Source organism: Streptomyces sp. NPDC051907, assembly GCF_040681075.1.
Taxonomy (GTDB): Bacteria; Actinomycetota; Actinomycetes; order Streptomycetales; family Streptomycetaceae; genus Streptomyces.
This window is the reverse complement of record NZ_JBFAYB010000006.1, coordinates 130,620-154,109: the sequence shown is the minus strand read 5'-3', so window position 1 is coordinate 154,109 and position 23,490 is coordinate 130,620. Positions and strand designations below refer to the sequence as shown.

The following is a 23,490-nucleotide window of genomic DNA, read 5'->3' as shown; positions in this document are numbered from 1 at the left end:
GCTCACCGCCCTTCAGTGACCTGAGCGATGGCGGTGTCGGCTGCGGCGATGGCCGCCTCGACTCGCTCCAGGAGACGTTGGACGGTGGCGGGGTGGGGCCAGGTGCCGTCCTTGTTGAGGTGGTGGGCGAGCTGGTTGAGGTTGCTGCCGATCTTGCCGAGCTGCCCGTTGGAGGCCATCAGTGCTTTGACCATGGCGCGGTAGTCGGCGACGGCCGCCGTGGGGTCGTCGGCGCGGGCGGCGGCGAGCGAGCACTCGGCGACGTAGCCGCCTAGCGTCATGCGACTCAGGGCGGCCGCATTCTTGACGAGGGCGAACTCGTCGTCGTTGTAGCGGGGGTGGACGCGGCGCTCGCGCAGCTGCTTGTCGCGCAGGCCGGTCAAGTTCGGCCTGGAGGGACTCCTTGACCTCGTCGAGTCGTTCGCGACCCACACCTAGTCCCTTGTCGCGGATGGCCTTCTCGATATGGCGGCGGGAGACGCGGCCGCCACGTCCGAGCGGAGCGGTCCGACCGATCTCCATGGCCTGGGCGAAGGTGGCGCTCGGTTGCCGAACACGACGTGTGGCTTGCGCCTTCTCGGGATGAGCCACTTGATCCACGGTCTCCTTGGCCAGGTTCTCGATGGACGCCGGTTCCGTTGTGGCAGCCACATCGCGTTCTGGAGCGGTTTCCGTCGTGGTGTGGCGATCGACCTCGGGTGGCTCCGTGTGCGTGGGGCGGCGTTGGACGAGGAGGTAGAGGTGCACCGCACCGGCCAGCGCCAGGGGAGCGATGGCCGAGATGATCCCGACGGTGATGTCGTCGAGCGCGAGCCCGGGGCGGCGTGCTTGCTGGTTGAGGCGGACGGCGTGCAGGACGTTGGCCCAGATGCTGGTGGCGGTGGCGGTACCGACCAGCGCCGGAGACGTACAGCCGAGGGCGCAAGGGCGCGGTACGCAGGACGAGAAGAGCGCCGATGCCGATGGCGATGAAGCCGTCGATCACGAGAGGGAAGGCGTAGGTGAGAGCCGGGTGGATGTGGCTGGCGGCGGCCATCTGACGCAGGGCGTCATAGGAGAGCGCGAAGGCGGCCACGGCCAGGAGCGCCACACCGGTGCGGATTGCCGCGGCCAGCGTCGCCGGTACGGAGGTGGGGGCATGGGTGAGCGAAGACAAGGGCGGAATGGCTCCGAGGGAAGAACGGAGGGCTAGTGCGCCCGTGGAGGGCCGGAACCCGTCGCGACTCGTCGCATGCCTGGTCAGAGCAGATGCGAGAGCGGTGATGATGTCGAGTCGACCCGTTGCGGGCAGATGACCCGTCACGGTGCTGACCTGCACGGCGACGAGTCGCGACGGGTCGTGGCGGGTCAGGCGGCGGTCGTGGAATCCGGCTCGGATTCGGGGCAGTAGCGTGCCCAGGCGTCGGCGAACTGCAGGCGCGTGAAGCCGCGTGCCTGGACGCCGCCAGGGAAGCGGCGGTTGGTCGCGCCGCTGGTGTAGTCCTTCAGCAGGATCTGCAGGCCGCGCGGGGTGAGGCCCTTGTCGGTGTATCCGGGCCAGGGGGACTCGTCATCCTTGTTCAGGATGTCGAGGAGGCGGCTTGTGCGGAGCGCCGATGGGTTGCCCTCGGCGGCGAAGGCGCGGCGGATGTCGCCCAGGAGGCGGATGCCGAGGCTGCTGTTGTCCTGGTCCTGCTCGGCCTCGTGCTTCGTCATCGTCTCGCAGGCGGCACGGGCGAGTTGTGGCCATTGGCCGCCGGCGAGGTCGGCGACGGCGATCAACGGCTGCCAGGTGTCGGCCGCGCGGTCCTCGACCGGCATGGTCGGCGTCAGATCCATCGCTTCCGCGTGGAGCGGGGCCAGCCACCCCACGAGCCTGTCGCGCAGGGCGTGCAGCACGGGGGTGTCCCGTACGGTGCGGAATTCCTCGACCTTCTCGCCCGGCCTACGGCGGCGCATCCGGACCACGACCGAACGGTCCATGATCGTGTCGGGCAGGTCACCGATCCCGGCGAGGGCTGCCATGGCAAAGGTGGGGAACTTCGACACTTCGTGGTTGGGCCCGGAGACCCGCAGAGTGGGCCGGTTGCGCTGATGACCTGCGTTGAGCAGGCCGCGCATCTCCTCGTTCTTCTCCGCGACCTTCACCGAACCAAAGAGGGTGTCGGCCTCATCGACCAACAGTGTCGGCGGGTTGTCGGTAATCGACCGGAACACCGCGGCGGCTGAGGCGTTGACCGTGATGAGCGGGTCGTGGACAGTCTCGGTGATCACGTCCAGCAGGCGGGACTTGCCGCACCGTTTGGCGGGGCCGACGATCGCGAGACGCGGGGCGTGCTGCCACGCCGTTTGCAGGTGGGTTGCCGCCACCCACAGTGTCACCGCCGTGAGGGCCTCCTCGCTCGGCAGTACGACATAGCGCCGGAACTGCGCCCGCAGGTCGGCCAAGACCTGCTCGCCCTCGGGCAGCGAAGCGGGGTCGGACGGGGATATTGACGCCCCACCTATCGCGAGCTGCGAGCAGGTCGGCTGAGTGCCTTCGGGAGAGGGAATCGGGATGTCGGCTTCCAAGGGGCGGCTCCTTCACTGACGGTCGCCGGCAGGGGCGACCAGGTATGGAAAACGGGGCGGGGAATCCGGCAGCGCCGGGGTATGTGGACAACACAGCCACACCTGGTGCGCGAAAGTCCAGACTTGGTTCTGAAACCCTTCACGACTTTTTCGGCGACCCCATGACGGTAGAACCGAAGTCCCGGTTGACGAAATCGCCCACCAGAATGCGTCGACACCGCCATCGCTCACAGCAGACAGGGAAACGCTTTCCAAGTGACCGGCGCGCAAGCTACAACACACCAATGCCGCCACGCCCCCTCGAAATCGGACCCGCCGGACAGGCCGCCGCCCAAGCCATCGAGCGCATCCGCACCGCACGCGGTCACTCCCAGCGCCAGCTCGCCGCCCTGGTCACCGCGCGCGGCCGACCCATGACTTTCACCGCGCTCTCCCGCCTCGAACGCACGGTCCGGCGCTGCGACATCGACGATCTCGTCGCCCTCGCCGCCGCCCTCGGCGTCTCCCCCTGCGCGCTCCTCGGCGGTCCCGTCGAGCCCCTGGAGTCGGTCAGTGCGGGCGCAACATAGCCGACGATCGCCGGTTACCCAAACCGGCGATTCTCCGCATCATTGAACCTCCCAGCGAGACCCCCGTCTCCAAGTTATCCGTGAATCCTTGCGCAGCAGGATCCCCGGCGAGTGGAAACAGAGGCCCTCCGGGAAATCCTGTGGCGACGCACGGTTGCAGTCGTCGCGACAAGCCATTCCTCATCGTGTCCCCTATTGAAGGATCCCTCTTGCCTGAAGTCGCCTCGCTTTCCTCCGTCTATTCGTCCGCCCGCTCGGATTCCTCCGCCGTCGACCGCGCATTTCTTGGCGTGCGGGAAGCGGCTGCCTACCTCGGTCTTTCGCCTCGCACGCTCTACGTCTGGCGGCACCGCCGACAGGGGCCGCCGAGTTTCCGGCTGGGCGCCCGCGGGCGTGTGACGTACCGGCTCGATGCGCTCGATGCCTGGATACGCGAGCAGGAGCAGGCCGACTCGCGCTCAAATCCGGCCCTGGATCCCGTGAGCGCGGCCCCGCAGCGCCGCGCCGACTACTCGGCCACGGCCTGACGTCCCAGCGTCAACGGCACTCCCACCCCCGATCCTGAGGACGTACTTGGCCGGCTACATCGAAGACCGTTGGATCAACAAGAAGAAGGACCCCACCAGCGGCAAGCGGGAGCGCACCGCTCGGTACGGGAAGGGCTCGCGGTACCGCGTCGCCGGAATCCCCGGCGTCCGGAACATGTCGTTCGACACGCTGGAGGACGCCAAGGCGTGGCTTCGCAGGGCCGGAACCGACAGCGAGCGCGGCGAGTTCGTCGACCCGCGTGACGGCTCCATCACGCTGGCCGACTACGTCACCCGCTTCTGGAAGGACGGCGTGAGGGGCGCACCGGCCACGATCAAGCGCGTCGACGAGCGCGTACGTCTCCACATCCTTCCGCACCTCGGCACGGTGGGCCTGAGGGACGTCTCCGCGACCGTCCTGCGCAGCTACATCGCCACGCTCGAAGGCGAGTGCGCGCCGCGCTACGCCCGCCAGATCCTGACCACCCTCTCGAACATCTTCGAGACGGCCATCGACGACAAGCGCCTCGTACGCAACCCGATGCGCGCCAAGTCGGTGCGCTGGCCCAAGGTGCCGGAGGACCAGCGGGAGGCATGGCCGCTGGAGACCGCGCAGCGCATGCGGGACGCGATCAAAGCGCGCTACCGCATCGCGGTCGTGGTCGCCCTTGGTTGCGGGCTGCGGCAGGGGGAGGTCTTCGGCCTCTCACCGGAGGACGTCGACTTCCAGCGCGGGATCATCCGCGTGCGCAGACAGGTCCAACTGCTCAACGGTCGCTTGTACTTCACCCTGCCCAAGGGCGGGAAGACGCGCATCGTGGACATGCCCGGCTCCGTCGCTGCCGAGCTGGCCGCGCACTTCCTGCAGCACCCGGCCGTGGAGGTCGAGTTGCCGTGGGGCGGCCCGGAGCCGGAGCGGGAGAAGCAGACGTTCCCGCTCGTCCTGACGACGACGTACGGCAACGCGCTGCGGGCCAACATCTTCAACGACGAGGTCTGGAAGCCCGCCCTCGCCGCAGCCGGGGTCATCCCCATGCGGGAGAAGGGCAAACGCTGGCAGGCGTCCCGCAAGGACGGCTTCCACGTGCTCCGGCACACCTTCGCCTCGATGATCCTCGAAGCGGGCGAGTCCGTCGTCACCCTGGCCCGCTGGCTCGGCCACTCCAGCCCGACCATCACCCTCGACCACTACGCCCACTTCATGCCGGAGGCCGGCGGGAAGGGGCGGGCGGCCGTCGACGCACTGCTTGGTCCGGGACGACCCGTGTACGTCCCTGAAGACTCTGCTGCTGCCTGAACGGCGGGTGGCACAGTGCGTGATGTGCCACCCGTTTGTGCTGTGCGGCTCCAAGGCCGCAGGTGGGTGGCCGAAGGGGCCGTCGTAGTTGACGTTGCTGAGCGGGGAGCTGAGCAGGACCTTGGGCGCCGGGACGTGGGCGACGCCCGGACAGACACGATGCATGCGGTGTCGAGCAGCGTTGGTGCATGGGACTGGGCATTGATGCGGGTGCTTGCCCGGACGGCATTCGGCGCCTGCCAGAGGTGGTTTGGCGGTGGGAGCCAGGACGGCCGAGGGTTCCACTTCAAGCGCGGTGATGTCATTGCAGCCTGCCGCCAACCAGTTGCCGTATGCCAGTTGAGCAGCGACATGATGTACCGAGCCACGTAGGAGAATAGACGGACGCAGATAGGTTTGCTCGGTGGGCTCCCTGAGGGCTGGGAGTCCGCTGCCGTGCCCTGGAGAAGTGATGCGCAATGGGACTGTCGGGCGGAACAGCGGACAAGGCTGGCAACCGGTACGAGGACTGGTGGACGGCGCTGAGAGTGGCGGAACTTCTGCGTGGGGAAGCGTCCCGGATTCGCCTTGAGCCTCCCGGGCAGGCTGGCGAGGGCATCGAGTTTGAGCTCGAGGCCAATGACAGCACCTGGTGCGATCAGGTGAAGGACGTGCCTTCCAGAGGACCGTGGAATCTGCGTGCGGTGGGGAGGATCCTCAAGGCTGTCGCCGGCCATCTTGCGGACGGCAAGAAGGTGCGCCTCGTTCTCTCGACTGGATCGCCCGAACTGCACGGACTCGCCGAGCGCGCCAGGGCCGCTGTCACGCTCGCAGAGTTCGAGGAGATCCTCACCCAGGCTCAGGAGCCTCACTTCGCAACAGTGCTCGGGTGCTGGGCTGTGAACGGCAAGCCCGTTGCTCGGGAAGTTGCCTGGCGGTATTTGCAGGCCGTGTACGTGGAGCAGTATTCGCCGGAGAACCTGCGACGGCTGGTCCACCTCACCTATGAGCATTTGTTCGTAGGTGCGCCCGAAGCCATCGTCAGACAGCTGAGTGGATACCTGGACAGCCGCCTGCACCAGTGGCTCACGGGTTCGGAGATCCGTAGTCACCTGCTGTCTCTGGACGGAGTCCGGCCCCGTTTGCTGGCGGGAGACAGCAACACCCTGACCGCCTTGGCAAACACTGCCGACAGGTTCTTGCGACGTGTGCACCGCAGCAGGCCCGCTTTCGGACTGGCTGCGCGCCCCCATGCTGAGCAGCTGTACGACCGGCTGGTGGCAGACGGTGGTCCGCAGATCATGCTGTGCGAGGGGCAGGCCGGCTCGGGTAAGTCGACAGTCGCTGCGGATGTACTGGTGCGCCTTACAGGGCAGGGATGGCCGGTCGCTGCCGTCCGCATGGACGGTGCGGACCAGACGGTGCAGACCGCAAGTGGCCTCGGTGCCAGAATGAATCTGCCGGACTCGCCGGGGATTCTGCTGCCCGGAGTCGCGAGCGGAGGGCCAGGGCTCCTCCTTATCGATCAACTGGATGCCGTGAGCCTCTACAGCGGTCGGATGTCGGACGCTTTCGAGGCTGTAGAGGACCTTCTCGAGCAACTATCCGTCACGCCGAACGTCAAAGTGCTCCTGGTGGCTCGCACCGTCGACATCGACCAAGACAGCAGGCTCACACGGCTGGCTGCCGACACTGCCCGAGTGTCGAGATTTCCCGTTGGGAAACTGGCCGAGGAGGCGGTGCGGACCGTCCTCGCTGCTGGTGGGAATGATCCTGAGCGTCTGGGCCCCGTGACGCTGGAGCTGCTGCGTACCCCCTTGCACCTTGCCGTCTTCGGCAGCCTCTCACCTGCAGCTCGAGCAGTGCCCTACCGGACGCTGCAGCAGCTCTACGACCGGTACACCAAGGACCTGCGAGAGCGCATTGAGCTGCAGCTCGGAAGTCTCGACTGGAAGGGGATCACGGGAACCCTGTGTGCCTTCATGAGTGAGCGTGAGAGCCTGCAGGCACCCTGCGCCCTCCTTGACGGGTTCGCCAGCAAGGAGGTCCGGGCCTTGGAGTCACACGGTCTCCTGGTGGGCGACGAAGAGGCCACCGGATTTTTCCACGAGACCTACTTCGACTATCTCTTCGCCCGGTCTTTCCTAACCACCGGAAAGGACGTCCACGACTTCCTGGCGGATTCCGGACAGCACCTGTTCAGGAGAGCCCAGACCCGTCAGATCCTCGAGCACCTCGCCGGGACAGACCGTGACCGGTTCCGTAGCACCACAGTGCGGCTGCTCGACTCCACCAGGATCCGCTCCCACCTGCACGATGTGATCACGGCCGTCCTCGGGCAGCTTGACGCCACTCTTGCGGACTGGCACGCCGTTGAACCCATCGCCTGGGGTCCGACTCCAGCAGCCACTAAGGTACGTCGCCTGCTGGCGCGGCCCGCCTGGTTCGATGCCGCCGACCACGACGGCAGGTGGGAACGCTGGCTGGGCGCCTCCGCGACCGTCGATGCCGCGTTTGCCGAACTGCTAGTTGCGGCACGGGACAGGCCGCAGAGAGCCGCAGAACTGGTACGTCCTCACATCGGCACCACGCCCCAGTGGCGTCAGCGCCTGCTGGCGCTGACGGAGTGGGCACTCACTCCTGGGCTCGTGGACTTGGCTGTCGAATTGATCCATAGCGGTCACGTCGATGAGGTTCGTAGCCGCATCGCAGTCAACAGTGACTTCTGGTCCCTGCTCTACACCCTCGCCGAAACGGATCCCGCTCCATCAGCCCGACTCGTCGGCGCCTACCTCGATCGGCAACTGAACCGAGCACACGACGACGGCCTCGACGATCCGTTCGCCGGTCCGTACCTGTCGAATCATTCGCAGACCGCCTCCACCGTTCTGTCCAAGATCGCCGGCGGCGCACCCAAGGCGTACGTGGACCACGTCCTGCCGTTCGTCATTGGCATCGCCGAATCCGGCAGTGTCCCTGACGGGCAGCCGGACAGAGCTTGGGGATATCGCCGCTTGGGCGGCAGCAGCGTCGATGCTGAGCTGCTCTCCGCCCTCGACACCGCATTGCGCGCATTGCCTGCCGCCGACCCGGCCTCGGCCGTCAGCATCCTTCGGATGCTGAGCGACTCCACGACGGAGATCTCACGCTTCCTCACCTGCCGCCTTCTCACCGCCTATGGCGCAGCCGACGAGGCGATCACTTGGTTGTGTGGCAACGAACGGAACCTCAGCCTGGGCTGGGTGGACAGCCCCCGTTGGGCATCCCGTGAACTCATCGAGGCCGCCACACCCCACTGCAGCGCCGGCGCACTCGACCGTCTGACAGCCATGCTGCTTGCCCACTACCCCCCACGGGAGCTCCGGAGGGAGAAGGGCCAGCCCAGCCGGTGGGGTTTGGCCCAGTACGAGCTACTGTCAGCGGTCTGCTCTCCGCGCCACAGTGACAAGGTTCGACGGAGGCTCGCTGAGCTGGAACGGAAGTTCCCCGGATTCAGCCCATCCCCGCCTTCCGAGATCCTCGCCGAATGGGTCGCCTCTCCGATCAGCGACCACGCAGCGCAGCACATGACGGATGACCAATGGCACCGGGCCCTCGACAAATACGCTTGCCCCCAGCCCGATCGATTCTGGCCGCCCCAGGGCGGTGTACACGAGCTTGCCGGCACACTCGGCTCACGCGCACAACAGGAGCCTGCCCGCTTCGCTGCTTTCGGTCTCACTCTCGGCCCCGACGAGCCCGGAGCGTATCTGTGCGCGGTCGTGGACGCAGTCGCAACCCACCTGGACACTGACCAATGGGAGCGGCTGGTCCTCCATGCTCACCGGAACCTCGGCCAAGAAGCTGCCTTCACGCTCTGCCGAGCCTTGCAGTCGGCCCCGGACCACTACACGCCTGCCCTGCTTCCCATGCTCGCGACCTACACGACGGCCGCCCAACCCGAGGGGGAGACCTGCGAGCTGGACGACGAAGGCACACGCACTGATCTGCTGACGGCTGGCCTCAATTCCACCCGTGGCCAAGCCGCCCTCACCTACGCAGCCCTCCTCTTCCACGATGCTCAGCACCTGTCCGCGCTCAGACCGCTCATCCTCCGGCTGGCGACCGACCCCGTAATCGCCGTCCGTGTCTGCGCCGCCGAGGCCGTACGCGCCCTGATGAACCACGATCCGCAAGCTGCCCTGGAGACAGCCAGCCAGCTGATGACACATCAGGACCTCAACGTCCACAACGCACAGACCACCCAGCGGTTGCTCATCCACGCTTTGGCCCGCGACCCCGCCCGATTCGCTCCCCACCTCGCCCAGGCGCTCAACGGTCCTCGACAGGCCGCGGAACTCGCAGGTCAGACTTGGGCCGTGGCGGCCCTCCAAGGCAACCTCACGGCGGACCTGCCCGTCACCGCACAGCAACTGAACACCATCGCCCGGCGTGGTGCTGCCGCAGTCCTCGCCCGCAACCCCGAGCACTACCCACGTCTGCTGCCCCTGTTCAACGACTCCGACGAAGATGTCCGCAACAACGCCTCCGTCGTAATGAGGCACGCTTTCGATTTGCTTCCCTCCCAAACCGAGGAGCTCGTGCAGACCTTCCTCACCAGCCAGGCGTTCCCAGACAACCTCGGGCAGCTTGCCTTCGCGCTCCACGATCCGACCGGCCCATTGCCGCAGACGGCGTTGGACGCTTGCGAGCACATCATCTGGCAGGCGGGCAGCAGCCTGTCCGACATCCGGACCAGCCACGCAGCTCACGGGCATTACGTGGTCACAGCAGTCCTGCGCCTGTACCGACAGAGCCCACCCAGTATGCGTACCCGCTGTCTAGACATCATTGACAGCCTTTCCCGAGCTGACGCTCCAGGTCTCAACACGGCTTTGGAAGGCGAACGCTAATTCCTTCCCGCGGACTCGGTAACTCCAGGCTGGCTGCACCTGTTGACCGAGTTCAGGAGAAACACTGCCTGCGAACCACGGTTCGTACGGCAGAGCAGAAGGAGCATGGCCGTGCAGTAGACGCCGAGCGCGGACGCAGCGCGACGACCGCTCCCCAGTGCGGCGCATTCTCCCCAGATTCTCCCCAGGTCGCCGAAACAGACCCCAAGAGCATTTCGCTACTGCGAACTTCAATGGCCTGAGTGGCTTGCACTCTACAGCCAGTCCCGCCGCTTGAAGACGAAGTACAGGCTGACGCAGACCACGGCCATGAGCAGGATCGCGAAGGGGTACCCGCCAGCCCACTTCAGCTCGGGCATCGTCTCGAAGTTCATCCCGTAAATCGTTCCCACCAACGTGGGAGCAAACAGGATGGCCGCCCACGAGGAGATCTTCTTGATCTCCTCGTTCTGCTCGAAGCCCGCCTCCGCCAGCGCCCGCATCTCCGCGTTCTGCTGCTGGGTCACCAGCGTCGCGTTCACCGCCAGGATGTCCGTCAGTGCCTGGCGGAAGCCGTCCACGCGCTCGCTGGTCTGGGTCACGTGGTCGGCCACATCGCGCAGGCGGCGCTGGAGCTCCTCGTCCGTGCCGTACTTCGCGAAGCCCGAGATCAGGCCGTGCAGCATGCCCACCAGGGGGCGCGTCGCGCGCTGGAACTCCACCACCTCGCGGGAGAGTTCGTAGATGCGGCGGGACACCGCCGGGTCGCCGCCGAAGACTTCTGTCTCGATCTCGTCGATGTCGTTCTGGACGCCCGCCACGACCGGGGCGTAGCCGTCGACCACCGCGTCCAGGATCGCGTACAGCACCGCCTCCGGGCCCAGTGCCAGCAGTTCGGGCGTCTGCTCCATCCGGTGGCGTACCGCAGACAGGTCCGGGGCCGCGCCGTGGCGGACCGTGATCAGGAAGTCCTTGCCGACGAAGATGTGCAGCTCGCCGAAGTCGACCTCCTCCGGGGCGTCGAGGTAGCGGGCCGCGCGCAGCACCACGAACAGCGTGTCGCCATAGCGCTCCAGCTTGGGGCGCTGGTGGGCCTCCAGGGCGTCTTCGACGGCCAGTTCGTGGAGGTCGAACTCCTCGGCCAGCGAGAGGACTTCCGCCTCCGTCGGGCGGTGCAGGCCGATCCAGGCCATGCCGTCGCGGTGCTCACGCAGCCGGCGGAACGTGTCGGCCAGCGAGTCCGGGGTCGCCACGCGGTGGCCGTCGCGGTAGAGCGCGGCCTGGACGATGCTGGCCTGGTCGCGGTTCGCGGGGTCGTGCTCCTCGGGCTCGGCGCGCGGCGTCGGGCCGTTCTGCGGCGGGGAGTGGGTCGGGACCACGGAGCGGCGGCGCCAGTTGTGCTTCCTCGGGGGCATCGTGTGTCTCACCTTCCGCCGTCGGGCGCCTGTCGGCGGCCTGCGGTCTCTTGCCCTCGGCTCACAGCTTCGGCTCTCGGCTCTCCGTCGCGGCGGTCGGTCCACGGCCGTCGGTCACGGCCTCCCGCAGGATATCCGGGGCGTATCGCTCCAGCGTGACGGGGTGCGAGGCGCGGGCGCGGGCGGCGCCGGATCTCGCTTGCGGACAGAAACTGTCCGCAAGGCTGGGTAGCGTTGTGCGCATGGCCTCGAAGACGACGAACCCCGTACTCGGCGAACGCGCCCTCAACCGCGCCACCCTGGAACGCCAACTCCTGCTCAGCCGCGCCCCCCAGTCCGCGATGTCCGTCAAGGGCGCCGTCGAGCACCTCGTCGGCCTCCAGGCGCAGAACGTGAAGCCGCCCTACTTCGCGCTCGCCGCCCGCATCGAGGGATTCGACCCCGAGGACCTCTCCGCGCTGATGGCCTCCCGCGAGGTCGCCCGGCTGGTCACCATGCGCTCGACCATCCACACCCACACCGCCGACGACTGCCTCAGCCTGCGGCCGCTGGTCCAAGCGGCCCGGGACCGGGAGCTCCACCAGTTCCGAGGCGGGCTCGTCGGCGTCGAGCTGGACCGGCTCGGGGCGATCTCCCGCGAACTGGTCGAGGAGCGGCCCCGGACCATGAAGGAGCTGCGCGAGGCGCTGCTGGCCCAGTGGCCGGACGCCGATCCGTTCGCGCTGTCCGTCGCCGCCCGCTGTGTGCTGCCGCTCGTCCAGGTCACCCCGCGCGGCCTGTGGGGCCGCAGCGGCCAGGTCATGCTGACCACCGCCGAGCACTGGTTCGGCCGGCCGGCGCAGCCGGCGCCCGCCCCCGACGCCACCGTGCTCCGCTATCTCGCCGCCTTCGGCCCCGCCTCGGTCAAGGACATGCAGACCTGGTCCGGGCTGACCCGGATGCGCGAGGTCTTCGAGCGGCTGCGGCCCCAGCTCGCCGTCTTCCAGGACGAGCACGGCGTCGAGCTCTTCGACCTCCCCGACGCCCCGCGCCCCGACCCGGGCGCCCCCGCCCCGCCGCGCTTCCTGCCCGAGTTCGACAACCTGCTGCTCTCGCACGCCGACCGCAGCCGCGTGGTGCCGCAGGAGTACCGGATGCGCGCCTGGAAGGGGAACCAGGCCTTCTGTACGTTCCTCGTCGACGGGTATCTGGCCGGTATCTGGCGGCTGACCGAGCCCAAGGCGAAGGGCGCCGACGGCCGGGCGACCCTCACCGTGCAGGCCTTCGGCGAGCTGACCCGCGCGCAGCGCGACGCGGTGGCCGAGGAAGGCGAGCGCATGCTCGCCGTGATGTCCTCGGCCACCGCGTACGACATCCGCTTCGAGGCGTTCAACGAGTAGCGGGGTCTGAGCAACGGGTCGTTTGCGGGGGATAGGCCGCCGTCTACAGGCCGACGTCCCGTCTGCGGTGGTCGTCGAAGGTCTCGCGTCGCATCAGCAGCCGCGAGCTCCCCTGCGAGACCGCCACCACCGGCGGCCGGCCGGTCATGTTGTACCCGGACGCCATCGACACCTGGTACGCCCCGGACGCGGGCGCCGCCAGCACATCCCCGGGACGTACGTCCTCCGGCAGCTCCACCGCCTCCGCGAGCACGTCGCCCGCCTCGCAGTGGCGCCCGACGACCGTCGTCGTGCGCATCGGCGCGGACGAGGCGCGCCCCACCATGCGGACGGTGTACCGCGCGCCGTACAGCGCGGGCCGCGGGTTGTCGCTCATCCCGCCGTCCACGGCCACGAACACGTCGCCGCCGCTCCGCTTCACCGCGAGCACCCGGTACAGGGCGACGCCGGCCGGCGCCATGATGGACCGGCCCGGCTCGACGGTCAGCCGGGGCATGGGGTAGTCGAACTCCGCGCAGACGCGGACCAGTTCGTCGTTGATCCGCCGTCCGTACGCCGCCGGGGACGGCGCCGGATCCCCGGGCAGATACGCCACGGCGAATCCGCCGCCCAGGTCGAGCTCGGGAAGCGTGACGCCATAGCGCTCGCGGATGCGCGCCATGAACGCGATGACCCGCCGCACACTCTGCGCGTACGGCTCCGGGGAGGCGATCTGCGAGCCCAAGTGGCTGTGCAGGCCGGTCAGTTCGAGCCGTGGCTGGCCCAGGACGCGCGCCACCGCGTCCTCCGCGTCGCCGCTCGCTATAGAGAGGCCGAACTTCTGGCCCTCCGCTCCGGTCCGGATCTTCCGGTGGCCGCCCGCCTCGATGCCGGGCAGTACGCGGATCATCACCTGCTGCGCGTCCGGCCCGGGCACCTGGGCCGCCAGCCGGGCGATCTCGCAGTCGGAGTCGATGACGATCCGGCCGACGCCCAGACGCAGCGCGGTCCGCAGATCCTGGGGCGACTTGGCGTTGCCGTGCATCACGATCCGCTCGGCGGGGAAGGCACGGGTCGCGGCCAGCTCCAGCTCGCCCGCGGAGCAGACGTCGAGGCCGAGGCCCTCCTCCTCCACCCAGTCGACGACCGCCCGGGACAGGAACGCCTTGCCCGCGTAGACGATCTCGGCGTCGGGCAGCGCCCGCCGCCAGGCCCGTGCGCGGGATCGCACCTCCTCCTCGTCCAGGACGTAGAGCGGCGTGCCATAGCGCTCGGCGAGCTCGGCGAGCGGCACCCCGGCGACCGCGACGTCCCCGCCGGGCGCCGACACGGCGGACGCGGGCCACACCGGCGGCCACGCCGCGGGCTGGCCGGGCAGCTCGGACGGTCCTGGCGGTCCGGAGAGCTCCGTCGGCGAGAGGGGAACTGCGGGTACTGCTGTCATCCCTGCGCCTCCAGGCATCAGTTGAGAAAGGTGTGGATCGCGGTGACCGCGGACCATGCGAAGGCCGCGGCGGCGGTCACCCGGAGTGCTCCGGCGGCGTTCGGGTCCCACGGGCCCCGGCGCGCACACGGCTGCGCGGCGGCCGCCTCGGCGCCAGCGGGCCGCGGCGCCGACGGGGGTGCCGTGAGCTGGGGGTCCACCGTCACAGCGGTGACCCCGAGCGGTTCGGCGAGCGAGCGCAGCGCGGGCGCCGCGAGCCTGATCCAGGGCTGCTCCTCGCCCAGCACGGCGACGAGCCGTTCGTGGCTGCTGAAGCCGATCGCGGTGCGCACGCCGAGCGCGGTGCGCATGAAGCGCACGTGGTGTCCTCCGGCAGAGCCGAGCCGAACCGGCACGTACAGCGGCCCTGCCGGGCGACGTTCGTCGGGGTCCGCCTTCTCGCGGACGAGGGTCGTCTTCATGGTGTTCTCCACGGGAAGTCGGGACTCCGGAGTCGGAGAGTCGAGCGGTGTCGCTGACTGCTCGAAGCTATGCCCGCGGGGAGGCGGGACAGCGGTCCCCTGACACGGCGCTGATGTGCGGCGCGGGTCAATTGACGCGGCCTTAACCCGTCGCGGGCACCGGTGGCCCGGCTGCGTCGGCGGCTGTGGCTGTTCCCCCGGCTCCGGGTTCCCGTGGCGCCGACGGCTCCGGGTGCCGGTGGCCCGGCTGGGCCTGCGCCACTGCGGTGCGGGCGGCTGTGGCTGTTCCACGGATCCGGCTTCCCATGGTGCCGAGGGCTCCAGGCGGGCCCGCGCCACTGCGGGGCCAGCGGCTCCGGCTGGTCCGACGGTTCCGGGTGCTCCCGCGCTCCCTGCGGGTCGGCTGCTTCCGTGGTGCTGACACCCCGGGCTCCCGCGCTCCCGCGCCCTCCGCGTTCCCGGCTGCTCCCGCAGCGTTCCGCGCCCCCGCGGCTACCGCGGTGCCCGCATCCCCCGGCTCCCGCGACCCCGGCCGTGCCAGCCGCTCCCGCAACGCTGGCGGCCCGACCGCCCCGCCGCCCTCGCAGCGCCCCCGACTCCTGCGCCCCCGCGCTCCCGGTTGCTCCCGAGGTGCCCGCGTCCCGCAGGCTCCCGCGGTGCGGGCGGGCTCAGGCTGGTCCGACGGTTCCGGGTGCTCCCGCGCTCCCTGCGGCTCGGCTGCTTCCGCGCTCCCGGCTGTTCCCGCCACGCTGGCGGCCCGGCCGCCCCCGCAGCGCCCCCACCCCCCCCGCACGGAACCGCCCCGCCTCGCCCCCCTGGCACCGCCCCGCCTGGCCGCCCGGCGGTCAGTCCGCGCGGCCCGTCGCCGCCACCGTTACTCCTAGGCCGATCATCGCGAAGCCACCCGCCCCGCCCACCATCGACAGCCTGCGCTCCGACCGTGCGAACCAGCCCCGGGCCGCCGCCGCTCCCAGCCCCCACAGCGTGTCCGTGACCATGCCGATGGAGATCGGCACCAGGCCCAGCACCAGCATCTGCGCGGTCAGATGACCCGCCGAGTGGTCCACGAACTGCGGCAGCACCGCGGCGAAGAAGACGATGCCCTTCGGGTTGGTGACGCCCACCAGAACGCCGTCCACGACCGTGCGCACATCGCCGCGCCGCTTCGATCCCGCAGGCGCCGCCATGTCCGAGACCTTCATCGCGCCCCGGTGCCGGAACGCCTGCACGCCCAGATAGACCAGGTACGCCGCGCCCGCCAGCTTCACCGCCAGGAACACCGTCGCCGACCGCTCCACCAGCGCGCCCACGCCCAGCGCGACCGCCACCACCAGGGCGTACGAGCCGATGACGTTGCCCAGCGCCGTCGCCAGCGCCGTACGGCGGCCGTGCGCGAGGGCGCGGCCGATCACGAAGAGCACGCTCGGCCCGGGAATCACGATCACCAGCAGGGACATCGCGGCGAAGGCGAGCAGACGATCGGTGGAAACCATGGTCGCCATTGAAGCAGCCGGCGCCGAGGACGCCCAGGAGCTTGGGCAGCAGCCCGGCCGCCGGGCGGGCCTCGACGCGCACACCACCCCCGTAAGCGGGTAGTGAGATCTGGGTCACCGATTACACGATGTCGATGACCGGTCCCGCAACGAGGAGGACACATGACGTCTGGCAGCGCGACGGAGAGGTTCCGGGCCGCCCGGGACTTCCTGCTGCAGCACCGGGAGGACTATGCGACCGCGTACGAGGGCTTCGCCTGGCCGCGGTTCGAGCGCTTCAACTGGGCGCTCGACTGGTTCGACGTCATCGCCGAGGGCAACGACGCCGCCGCGCTGCACATCGTCGAGGAGAACGGCGCCCAGCAGCGGGTCTCCTTCGCCGAGATGTCCGCCCGCTCCGACCAGGCGGCCAACTGGCTGCGCGCCCAGGGGGTGCGCGCGGGCGACCGGATCCTCGTCATGCTCGGCAACCAGGTGGAGCTCTGGGAGACCGCCCTCGCCGCGATGAAGCTGCGGGCCGTCCTGATCCCGGCGACCCCGCTGCTCGGGCCTGCCGATCTGCGCGACCGGATCGACCGCGGCAACGTCCGCCATGTGATCGTGCGCGCCGAGGACGCGCCGAAGTTCGACGAGGCGCCCGGCGCGTACACCCGGATCGCCGTCGGCGGGAAGGCGGGCACAGGCGACGACCTCGGCGGGAAGGCGGGCACGGGCAACGGCCTCAGCCCTGAGACCGGCGACGGCCCCGAGACCGGCGACGGCCCCGAGACCGGCGACCGCTGGCTTCCGTACGAGGAGGCGTACGCCGCGCCCGAGGCCTTCGAGCCCGACGGGATCACCCGCGCCGACGACCCCCTGATGCTCTACTTCACCTCCGGCACCACCGCCCGGCCCAAGCTCGTCGAGCACACCCATGTCTCCTACCCGGTGGGCCATCTGGCGACGATGTACTGGATCGGCCTCAAGCCCGGCGACGTTCATCTGAACATCTCCTCGCCCGGCTGGGCCAAGCACGCCTGGTCCAATCTCTTCGCGCCGTGGAACGCCGAGGCGACCGTCTTCATCCACAACTACACCCGCTTCGACGCGAGCCGCCTGATGGCCGAGATGGACCGCGAGGGCGTCACCAGCTTCTGCGCCCCGCCCACCGTGTGGCGGATGCTGATCCAGGCCGACCTGAGCCGGCTGCAACGGCCCCCGCGCGAGGTCGTCGCGGCCGGAGAGCCGCTCAACCCCGAGGTCATCGAGACCGTGCGGCGTGAGTGGGGCGTCACCGTCCGGGACGGCTTCGGGCAGACCGAGACCGCCGTCCAGGTCGCCAACAGCCCCGGCCAGCTGCTCAAGGCCGGGTCGATGGGCCGCCCCAGCCCCGGATACGCCGTCGAGCTCCTCGACCCGGTCACGGGCGAGCCCGGCGCGGCGGAGGGCGAGATCGCGCTGGACCTCTCCGCCGACCCGGTCGGCCTGATGACCGGCTACCACGGCGATCCGGAGCGTACGGCCGAGGCGATGGCGGACGGCTACTACCGCACCGGCGACATCGGCGCCCGCGACGCCGAGGGGTACGTCACCTACGTCGGCCGGTCCGATGATGTTTTTAAGGCATCCGACTACAAGATCTCGCCGTTCGAGCTGGAGAGCGTGCTGCTGGAGCACGAGGCGGTGGCGGAGGCGGCGGTCGTGCCGGCCCCGGATCCGCTGCGGCTCGCCGTGCCGAAGGCGTACATCGTGCTGGCGGAGGGCTGGGAGCCGGGAGCGGACACCGCGAAGCTCCTCTTCGAGCACTCGCGCGCGGCCCTCGCGCCGTACAAGCGCATCCGCCGCCTGGAGTTCGCCGAGCTGCCGAAGACCGTCTCGGGGAAGATCCGCCGCATCGAGCTGCGCGAGCGCACGGCGGCGGGCTCGACGGCCGAGTACGACGAGGGGGACCTGCGATGACGCTCTCGTACGCCCATGGAACGGGCGAGACCGCCCTGCTCGGCGACACGATCGGCGGCAGCCTCGACAAGGCGGTGGCCGCCTGGCCCGAGCGCGAGGCCCTGGTCGACGTGCCGTCCGGGCGGCGCTGGACGTACGCCGAGTTCGGCGCGGACGTCGACCGGCTGGCGCGGGCGCTGCTCGCCGTCGGGATCCGCAAGGGCGAGCGGGTCGGCATCTGGGCGGTGAACTGCCCGGAGTGGGTGCTGGTGCAGTACGCCACCGCGCGGATCGGCGCGATCATGGTGAACATCAACCCCGCCTACCGCGCGCACGAGCTGGAGTACGTGCTCAACCAGGCCGGGATCTCGCTGCTGTTCGCCTCGCTCGCGCACAAGACGAGCGACTACCGCGCGCTGGTCGGGCAGGTCTCGGGACGCTGTCCCGACCTGCGCGAGACCGTGTACTTCGGCGATCCGAGCTGGGACGCGCTGCTCGCACACGGCACGCCCGAGCTCGCCGGCCGACTGGCCGCCCGAGAGGCCGAGCTGTCCTGCGACGACCCGGTCAACATCCAGTACACCTCGGGCACCACCGGCTTCCCCAAGGGCACCACCCTCTCCCACCACAACATCCTCAACAACGGATACTTCGTGGGCGAGTCGATCGCCTACTCCGAGCAGGACCGGATCTGCATCCCCGTCCCGTTCTACCACTGCTTTGGCATGGTCATGGGAAACCTGGCCGCGACCTCGCACGGCGCGTGCATGGTCGTCCCCGCGCCGTCGTTCGACCCGGCGGCCACGCTGCGCGCCGTCGCCGAGGAGCGCTGCACCTCGCTGTACGGCGTGCCGACGATGTTCATCGCCGAGCTGAACCTGCCCGACTTCCCGGCGTACGACCTCTCGTCGCTGCGCACCGGCATCATGGCGGGCTCGCCCTGCCCGGTGGAGGTCATGAAGCGGGTCGTCGCCGAGATGAACATGGCGGAGGTGTCGATCTGCTACGGCATGACCGAGACCTCGCCGGTCTCCACCCAGACGCGCCGCGAGGACGACCTGGAGCGCCGCACCGGCACGGTCGGCCGGGTGCTGCCGCACGTCGAGGTCAAGGTGGTCGACCCGGCGACGGGGGTGACGCTGCCGCGCGGCGAGGCGGGCGAGCTGTGCACCCGCGGCTACAGCGTGATGCTCGGCTACTGGGACGAGCCGGAGAAGACCGCAGAGGCGGTCGACGCGGGGCGGTGGATGCACACCGGCGATCTGGCGGTGATGCGCAAGGACGGCTACCTCCAGATCGTCGGCCGGATCAAGGACATGATCATCAGGGGCGGCGAGAACGTCTATCCGCGTGAGATCGAGGAGTTCCTCTACGCCCATCCCAAGATCGCCGATGTGCAGGTGGTCGGCGTCCCGGACGAGAAGTACGGGGAGGAGATCCTGGCCTGTGTGATCCCTCGCGACCCGGCCGACCCGCCGACGCTCGAGGAGATCGCCGCGTACTGCCGCGAGCAGCTGGCGCACTACAAGATTCCGCGCAGGGTGGAGGTCCTCGCCGACTTCCCGATGACGGTGAGCGGCAAGGTCAGGAAGGTGGAGCTGCGTCGGCGGTACGGGCGGGAAGGGCAGGAGGGGCAGGAAGGGCAGGGTGCCTCGGCCGCCGCGCCGGCGCCTGTGGGGGACGCGTCGCCCTAGCGCGGCGCGATCAGCCGAGCCGGGGCGGGGACGGACAGTACGGGTCGGGCGGGTCGGGCCGGTGCCCGTGCCCGTGTCGCTCCTCAGACCAGCTCGCGGCGCATGCACACCCGGGGCCAGCAGTCCAGGCCGTGCAGGGCCTCGGCTCGCCTGATCTCCCGTAGCCCGTCGGTGAGTTCGGCCTCCCTCAGCGTGCGGAAGCCCAGGCGCGTGTAGTACGGCGCGTTCCACGGGATCTCCGTGAACGTCGTCAGCGTCAGCGCGGTCAGCCCGTCGGCGAGGGAGCAGGCGGCGAGATGGTCGATCAGCGCGCGGCCCAGGCCCCGGTGGGCCGCCGCCGGATGGACCGAGACCTGCTCGATGTGGGCCGCGCCGTCGACCTCGTCGGAGATCAGGTAGGCGAGCGGCCGGCCGCCCTCGTCGGCCGACACCCAGGCGCGGCCCTGACGGCGGTAGCGGTCGAGCAGGTCGAGCGCCGGCGGCTCGTCGTCGGCGATCGTCGCCATGCCGAACGCGCGGAAGGGCTCTCCGGCGGCCCTCTCGATGTCCTGGAGCAGAGGGAGATCGGCGACTGCGGCCGGTCGGATACGCATACGGGGAGTATGGCCCAGCCCCGTCGGGCCCCGCACTCGGCTTCGTACGTCCGTCACGTGTTCGTACGTCCGTCACGCGTTGGTACGTCCGTCACGCGCCGGCGGAGACCAGCTCGTCGGCCGGGCCGTTGACCGGCAGGGGGCGGCCGGTGAGGTCCATGACGAACAGCGCGATGCCGAGGGAGTCGGCGCGGGCCCGGGCGTCGGGGGCGTAGCCGGCCAGGGAGAAGAAGACGCTGACCGCGCAGGCGCTCAGCCCGTTCAGCCACAGGCACTCCACGTCGCGCAGCGTGGCGGGCCGGGTCGACGGGTCGACCTGGGCGACCAGGCCGGGGCCGCGCAGATCTATCCCCGAGGACGGCCTGACCTCGGGCTGGGCGATGTCCCGGAACCCCAGCCACTTCAGATAGAGCGCCGCTGCCGTCACCGCGTCGCGCGCGGTGCGGATGGTCACCGGGCGGAACGAGGGGCGGGGCACGGTCGCCGTCCGCGGCAGCGGGATATGGGAGGGGCGCCCGGCGGACGTGCTCGGCGCAGAGGGGCCGGAGGGGCCTAAGGGGCCTGAGGGATTGCCCTGGCCGGTGGGCGGCGCGTCGGGAGACCGCGGCTTCGGCGCCGCCGACCCCCGAGCCGACGACGGAGCGTTGGGAGCGTTCGGCCGGACCGGCCTGGCCGGCGAGGCGGGCATGGGAGCGCTGACCGGGCGGACCGGGACGCGCAGCACCGTGCCGCACGGGCAGCCCAGCTCCGGCTGCGGCCACTGGTCCTGCCGCCCGCACTCCAGGCAGCGGACCGTCACCCAGTCGTCCGTCCAGGTGCGGTGGGTGATCGGCTCGCAACGGGCGGTGCGCAGCAGCGGCGGGGCGAGCGGAGCGCCGCACGCGCAGGGGTAGACCGGCGCCGCGTACACGTGGTCGCGGCGGCAGGTCGGACAGCGCACCGGCACGGTATCGGCCATGGCGGGTCCCCGCTTTCCCTCTGAGCTCCGGTCCATCGTCCACCAAGTGCGCGGGGTTGGGGAGGGTGTTCGGTCATCCCTTGACGCCGCAGGGCGGGCGTCCTACATTGCTTCCGTATAGCAGAACTAAACTTCCGCATTATGGAATCGACTACGGAATCGATGCTCGCGAGTGATGCAAGAGACCGCGATGAGCCCGAGTCCGCCTGGCCGAAGCAGGAGCACCCATGCCTCGTATGACCGCTGCCCGAGCGGCAGTTGAGATCCTCAAGCGCGAAGGCGTCACGAACGCGTTCGGTGTGCCCGGCGCGGCGATCAACCCCTTCTACCGAGCCCTGAAGGAGGGCGGGGGCATCGACCACACCCTCGCCCGCCACGTCGAGGGCGCCTCGCACATGGCCGAGGGCTACACCCGCGCCAAGGCCGGCAACATCGGCGTCTGCATCGGCACGTCGGGCCCGGCCGGCACCGACATGATCACGGGCCTGTACTCGGCGATCGCCGACTCCATCCCGATCCTGTGCATCACCGGCCAGGCGCCGGTCTCCAAGCTCCACAAGGAGGACTTCCAGGCCGTCGACATCTCCTCGATCGCCAAGCCGGTCACCAAGAAGGCCACCACCGTCCTGGAGGCCGCCCAGGTCCCGGGCGTGTTCCAGGAGGCCTTCCATCTGATGCGCTCCGGCCGCCCCGGCCCGGTCCTCGTCGACCTGCCGATCGACGTCCAGCTGACCGAGATCGAGTTCGACCCGGAGACCTACGAGCCGCTGCCGGTCTACAAGCCGCAGGCCACCCGCGCCCAGGCCGTCAGGGCGTTGAGGTTCCTGCTGGAGTCCGAGCGCCCGCTGATCGTCTCCGGCGGCGGCATCGTCAACGCCGACGCCTCCGATCTGCTGGTCGAGTTCGCCGAGCTGACCGGCGTCCCGGTCATCTCCACCCTGATGGGCTGGGGCACGATCCCGGACGACCACGAGCTGAGCGCCGGCATGGTCGGCGTGCAGACCTCGCACCGCTACGGCAACGCGACCTTCCTCGAGTCGGACTTCGTCCTCGGCATCGGCAACCGCTGGGCCAACCGCCACACCGGCTACAACCTGGACGCCTACACCAAGGGCCGGAAGTTCGTCCACGTCGACATCGAGCCGACGCAGATCGGCAAGATCTTCGCCCCGGACTTCGGCTTCGCCTCCGACGCGAAGGTCGCGCTGGAGCTCTTCATCGAGGTCGCGAGGGAGCTCAAGGCCGCGGGCGAGCTCCCCGACTTCTCGGCCTGGGCCGCCTCCGCCCAGGAGCGCAAGGCCAGCCTGCTGCGCCGTACGCACTTCGACGACATCCCGATGAAGCCGCAGCGCGTGTACGAGGAGATGAACAAGGCCTTCGGCCCGGAGACGCGCTACGTCACCACCATCGGCCTCTCCCAGATCGCCGGCGCGCAGATGCTGCACGTCTACAAGCCGCGCAACTGGATCAACTGCGGCCAGGCCGGCCCGCTCGGCTGGACCATCCCGGCCGCGCTGGGCGCCGCCGTGGCCGACCCGGAGACGCCGATCGTCGCGCTCTCCGGCGACTACGACTTCCAGTTCATGCTGGAGGAGCTGGCGGTCGGCGCGCAGCACCGGATCCCGTACGTCCACGTCCTGGTGAACAACGCCTACCTGGGCCTGATCCGCCAGGCGCAGATCGGCCTGGACATCAACTTCCAGGTCAACCTGGAGTTCGAGAACATCAACACCCCGGAGCTGGGCGTCTACGGCGTCGACCACGTCAAGGTGGTCGAGGGCCTGGGCTGCAAGGCGATCCGCGTGACCGACCCGAGCGAGCTGGGCGCGGCCTTCGAGGAGGCCAAGAAGCTGGCCCAGGCGTTCCAGGTCCCGGTGGTGGTCGAGGCCATCCTGGAGCGCGTCACCAACATCTCGATGAGCAAGACGGTCGACATGAGCAACGTGACCGAGTTCGAGGAGCTGGCCACCGAGCCCGGCCACGCGCCGACGTCGATCAAGCCGTTGAAGGTCTGACACGCCTGCAAGGTCTGACGCACCGCCCGCCGGCTCAGTCGGCACGAGAGCGGCCCCCGTCCACGACGGGGGCCGCTCTCGCGTATGGAAAGGCGTACCCGGCGGCGCGGTCCGCGCCGGTCCTCCTCCCCGTCTTCCCGTCCTCGGGCATGACGAAAGGGCGTGGAGTACGGGACCGTCCGTACTCCACGCCCTGGCTGTGACGTTGGTACCGCCCGACGGAGCGAGGCTGGCGCGACAGGACGTTCGCACCGCCGGGCGGAGTCTGTGGTGGGAGGGGCGACACGAGGTCGCCGGGGGAGGGGATCTCGGTGTCGGGTTGGGACCGCAGCGGGGCGATTGCTCCCCG

Annotated in this window: 16 protein-coding genes and 1 pseudogene; 8 read left to right on the top strand and 9 right to left on the bottom strand. The window is 69.7% G+C overall.

The genetic code is table 11. The features are described from left to right. Positions 1-2 precede the first annotated feature (2 nt). The 3 genes and pseudogenes from mobC to AB0M39_RS06470 all read right to left on the bottom strand — a co-directional run bounded on the left by mobC (position 3) and on the right by AB0M39_RS06470 (position 2,487). Positions 3-383 carry a plasmid mobilization relaxosome protein MobC gene (gene mobC / locus AB0M39_RS06480; RefSeq protein ID WP_365360789.1) on the bottom strand — a complete coding sequence of 127 codons (381 nt, stop codon included), beginning with the start codon at positions 381-383 and terminating at the stop codon, positions 3-5. Beyond that, positions 379-1,114 (bottom strand): annotated as a pseudogene (locus AB0M39_RS06475) (DUF2637 domain-containing protein); the annotation flags it as partial. The gene mobC and the pseudogene AB0M39_RS06475, both read right to left, overlap by 5 nt. Positions 1,115-1,347: 233 nt before the next feature. Next, entirely contained in the window at positions 1,348-2,487 is a 1,140-nt protein-coding gene (locus tag AB0M39_RS06470) for a DUF3631 domain-containing protein (RefSeq protein WP_365360857.1), read from the bottom strand. 347 nt (positions 2,488-2,834) lie between these two features. Here AB0M39_RS06470 and AB0M39_RS06465 point away from each other — a divergent pair, with 347 nt between their 5' ends. The 4 genes from AB0M39_RS06465 to AB0M39_RS06450 all read left to right on the top strand — a co-directional run bounded on the left by AB0M39_RS06465 (position 2,835) and on the right by AB0M39_RS06450 (position 9,814). After that, positions 2,835-3,119: a helix-turn-helix transcriptional regulator gene (locus AB0M39_RS06465; RefSeq protein ID WP_365360787.1), complete on the top strand. Its 285-nt coding sequence runs from the start codon at positions 2,835-2,837 to the stop codon at positions 3,117-3,119. A 209-nt stretch (positions 3,120-3,328) separates the two neighbouring features. Further along, positions 3,329-3,646, top strand: coding sequence for a helix-turn-helix domain-containing protein (locus AB0M39_RS06460; RefSeq protein WP_365360785.1), 318 nt, complete (start codon positions 3,329-3,331; stop codon positions 3,644-3,646). 46 nt (positions 3,647-3,692) lie between these two features. Then, positions 3,693-4,943: a site-specific integrase gene (locus AB0M39_RS06455; protein WP_365360783.1), complete on the top strand. Its 1,251-nt coding sequence runs from the start codon at positions 3,693-3,695 to the stop codon at positions 4,941-4,943. 458 nt (positions 4,944-5,401) lie between these two features. Beyond that, positions 5,402-9,814: an ATP-binding protein gene (locus AB0M39_RS06450; RefSeq protein WP_365360781.1), complete on the top strand. Its 4,413-nt coding sequence runs from the start codon at positions 5,402-5,404 to the stop codon at positions 9,812-9,814. A 254-nt stretch (positions 9,815-10,068) separates the two neighbouring features. Here the strand turns inward: AB0M39_RS06450 and AB0M39_RS06445 are convergent, their stop codons facing one another. Beyond that, positions 10,069-11,208 (bottom strand): magnesium and cobalt transport protein CorA, encoded by a 1,140-nt coding sequence (locus AB0M39_RS06445; protein ID WP_365360779.1) that lies wholly within the window; start codon positions 11,206-11,208, stop codon positions 10,069-10,071. A gap of 242 nt (positions 11,209-11,450) precedes the next feature. Between AB0M39_RS06445 and AB0M39_RS06440 the strand changes: the two genes are divergently transcribed. After that, positions 11,451-12,587: a winged helix DNA-binding domain-containing protein gene (locus AB0M39_RS06440; protein WP_365360777.1), complete on the top strand. Its 1,137-nt coding sequence runs from the start codon at positions 11,451-11,453 to the stop codon at positions 12,585-12,587. Positions 12,588-12,630: 43 nt separating this feature from the next. Here the strand turns inward: AB0M39_RS06440 and lysA are convergent, their stop codons facing one another. The 3 genes from lysA to AB0M39_RS06425 form a co-directional block, all read right to left on the bottom strand. Beyond that, on the bottom strand, positions 12,631-14,010 hold the full coding sequence (gene lysA / locus AB0M39_RS06435) for a diaminopimelate decarboxylase (RefSeq protein ID WP_365360775.1): 1,380 nt from the start codon (positions 14,008-14,010) through the stop codon (positions 12,631-12,633). 17 nt (positions 14,011-14,027) lie between these two features. Beyond that, positions 14,028-14,471, bottom strand: a complete 444-nt coding sequence (locus tag AB0M39_RS06430) for an SAV_915 family protein (protein WP_365360773.1) — start codon at positions 14,469-14,471, stop codon at positions 14,028-14,030. 845 nt (positions 14,472-15,316) lie between these two features. Then, positions 15,317-15,964, bottom strand: a complete 648-nt coding sequence (locus AB0M39_RS06425; RefSeq protein WP_365360771.1) for a LysE family translocator — start codon at positions 15,962-15,964, stop codon at positions 15,317-15,319. Positions 15,965-16,126: 162 nt separating this feature from the next. Between AB0M39_RS06425 and AB0M39_RS06420 the strand changes: the two genes are divergently transcribed. After that, positions 16,127-17,902 (top strand): AMP-binding protein, encoded by a 1,776-nt coding sequence (locus tag AB0M39_RS06420; protein WP_365360769.1) that lies wholly within the window; start codon positions 16,127-16,129, stop codon positions 17,900-17,902. Next, positions 17,899-19,575 carry an AMP-binding protein gene (locus tag AB0M39_RS06415; protein WP_365360767.1) on the top strand — a complete coding sequence of 559 codons (1,677 nt, stop codon included), beginning with the start codon at positions 17,899-17,901 and terminating at the stop codon, positions 19,573-19,575. Before AB0M39_RS06420 ends, AB0M39_RS06415 begins: the two co-directional genes overlap by 4 nt. Positions 19,576-19,658: 83 nt before the next feature. On the opposite strand, the gene AB0M39_RS06410 is transcribed toward AB0M39_RS06415, so the two are convergent. Then, the gene (locus AB0M39_RS06410) at positions 19,659-20,168 is read right to left on the bottom strand and encodes a GNAT family N-acetyltransferase (protein ID WP_365360765.1); all 510 of its coding nucleotides are present in this window, start codon (positions 20,166-20,168) and stop codon (positions 19,659-19,661) included. A gap of 91 nt (positions 20,169-20,259) precedes the next feature. Beyond that, entirely contained in the window at positions 20,260-21,126 is an 867-nt protein-coding gene (locus AB0M39_RS06405) for a hypothetical protein (RefSeq protein WP_365360763.1), read from the bottom strand. Positions 21,127-21,353: 227 nt separating this feature from the next. Here AB0M39_RS06405 and gcl point away from each other — a divergent pair, with 227 nt between their 5' ends. Next, positions 21,354-23,141: a glyoxylate carboligase gene (gcl, locus tag AB0M39_RS06400; protein ID WP_365360761.1), complete on the top strand. Its 1,788-nt coding sequence runs from the start codon at positions 21,354-21,356 to the stop codon at positions 23,139-23,141. The last annotated feature ends 349 nt before the right edge of the window (positions 23,142-23,490 follow it).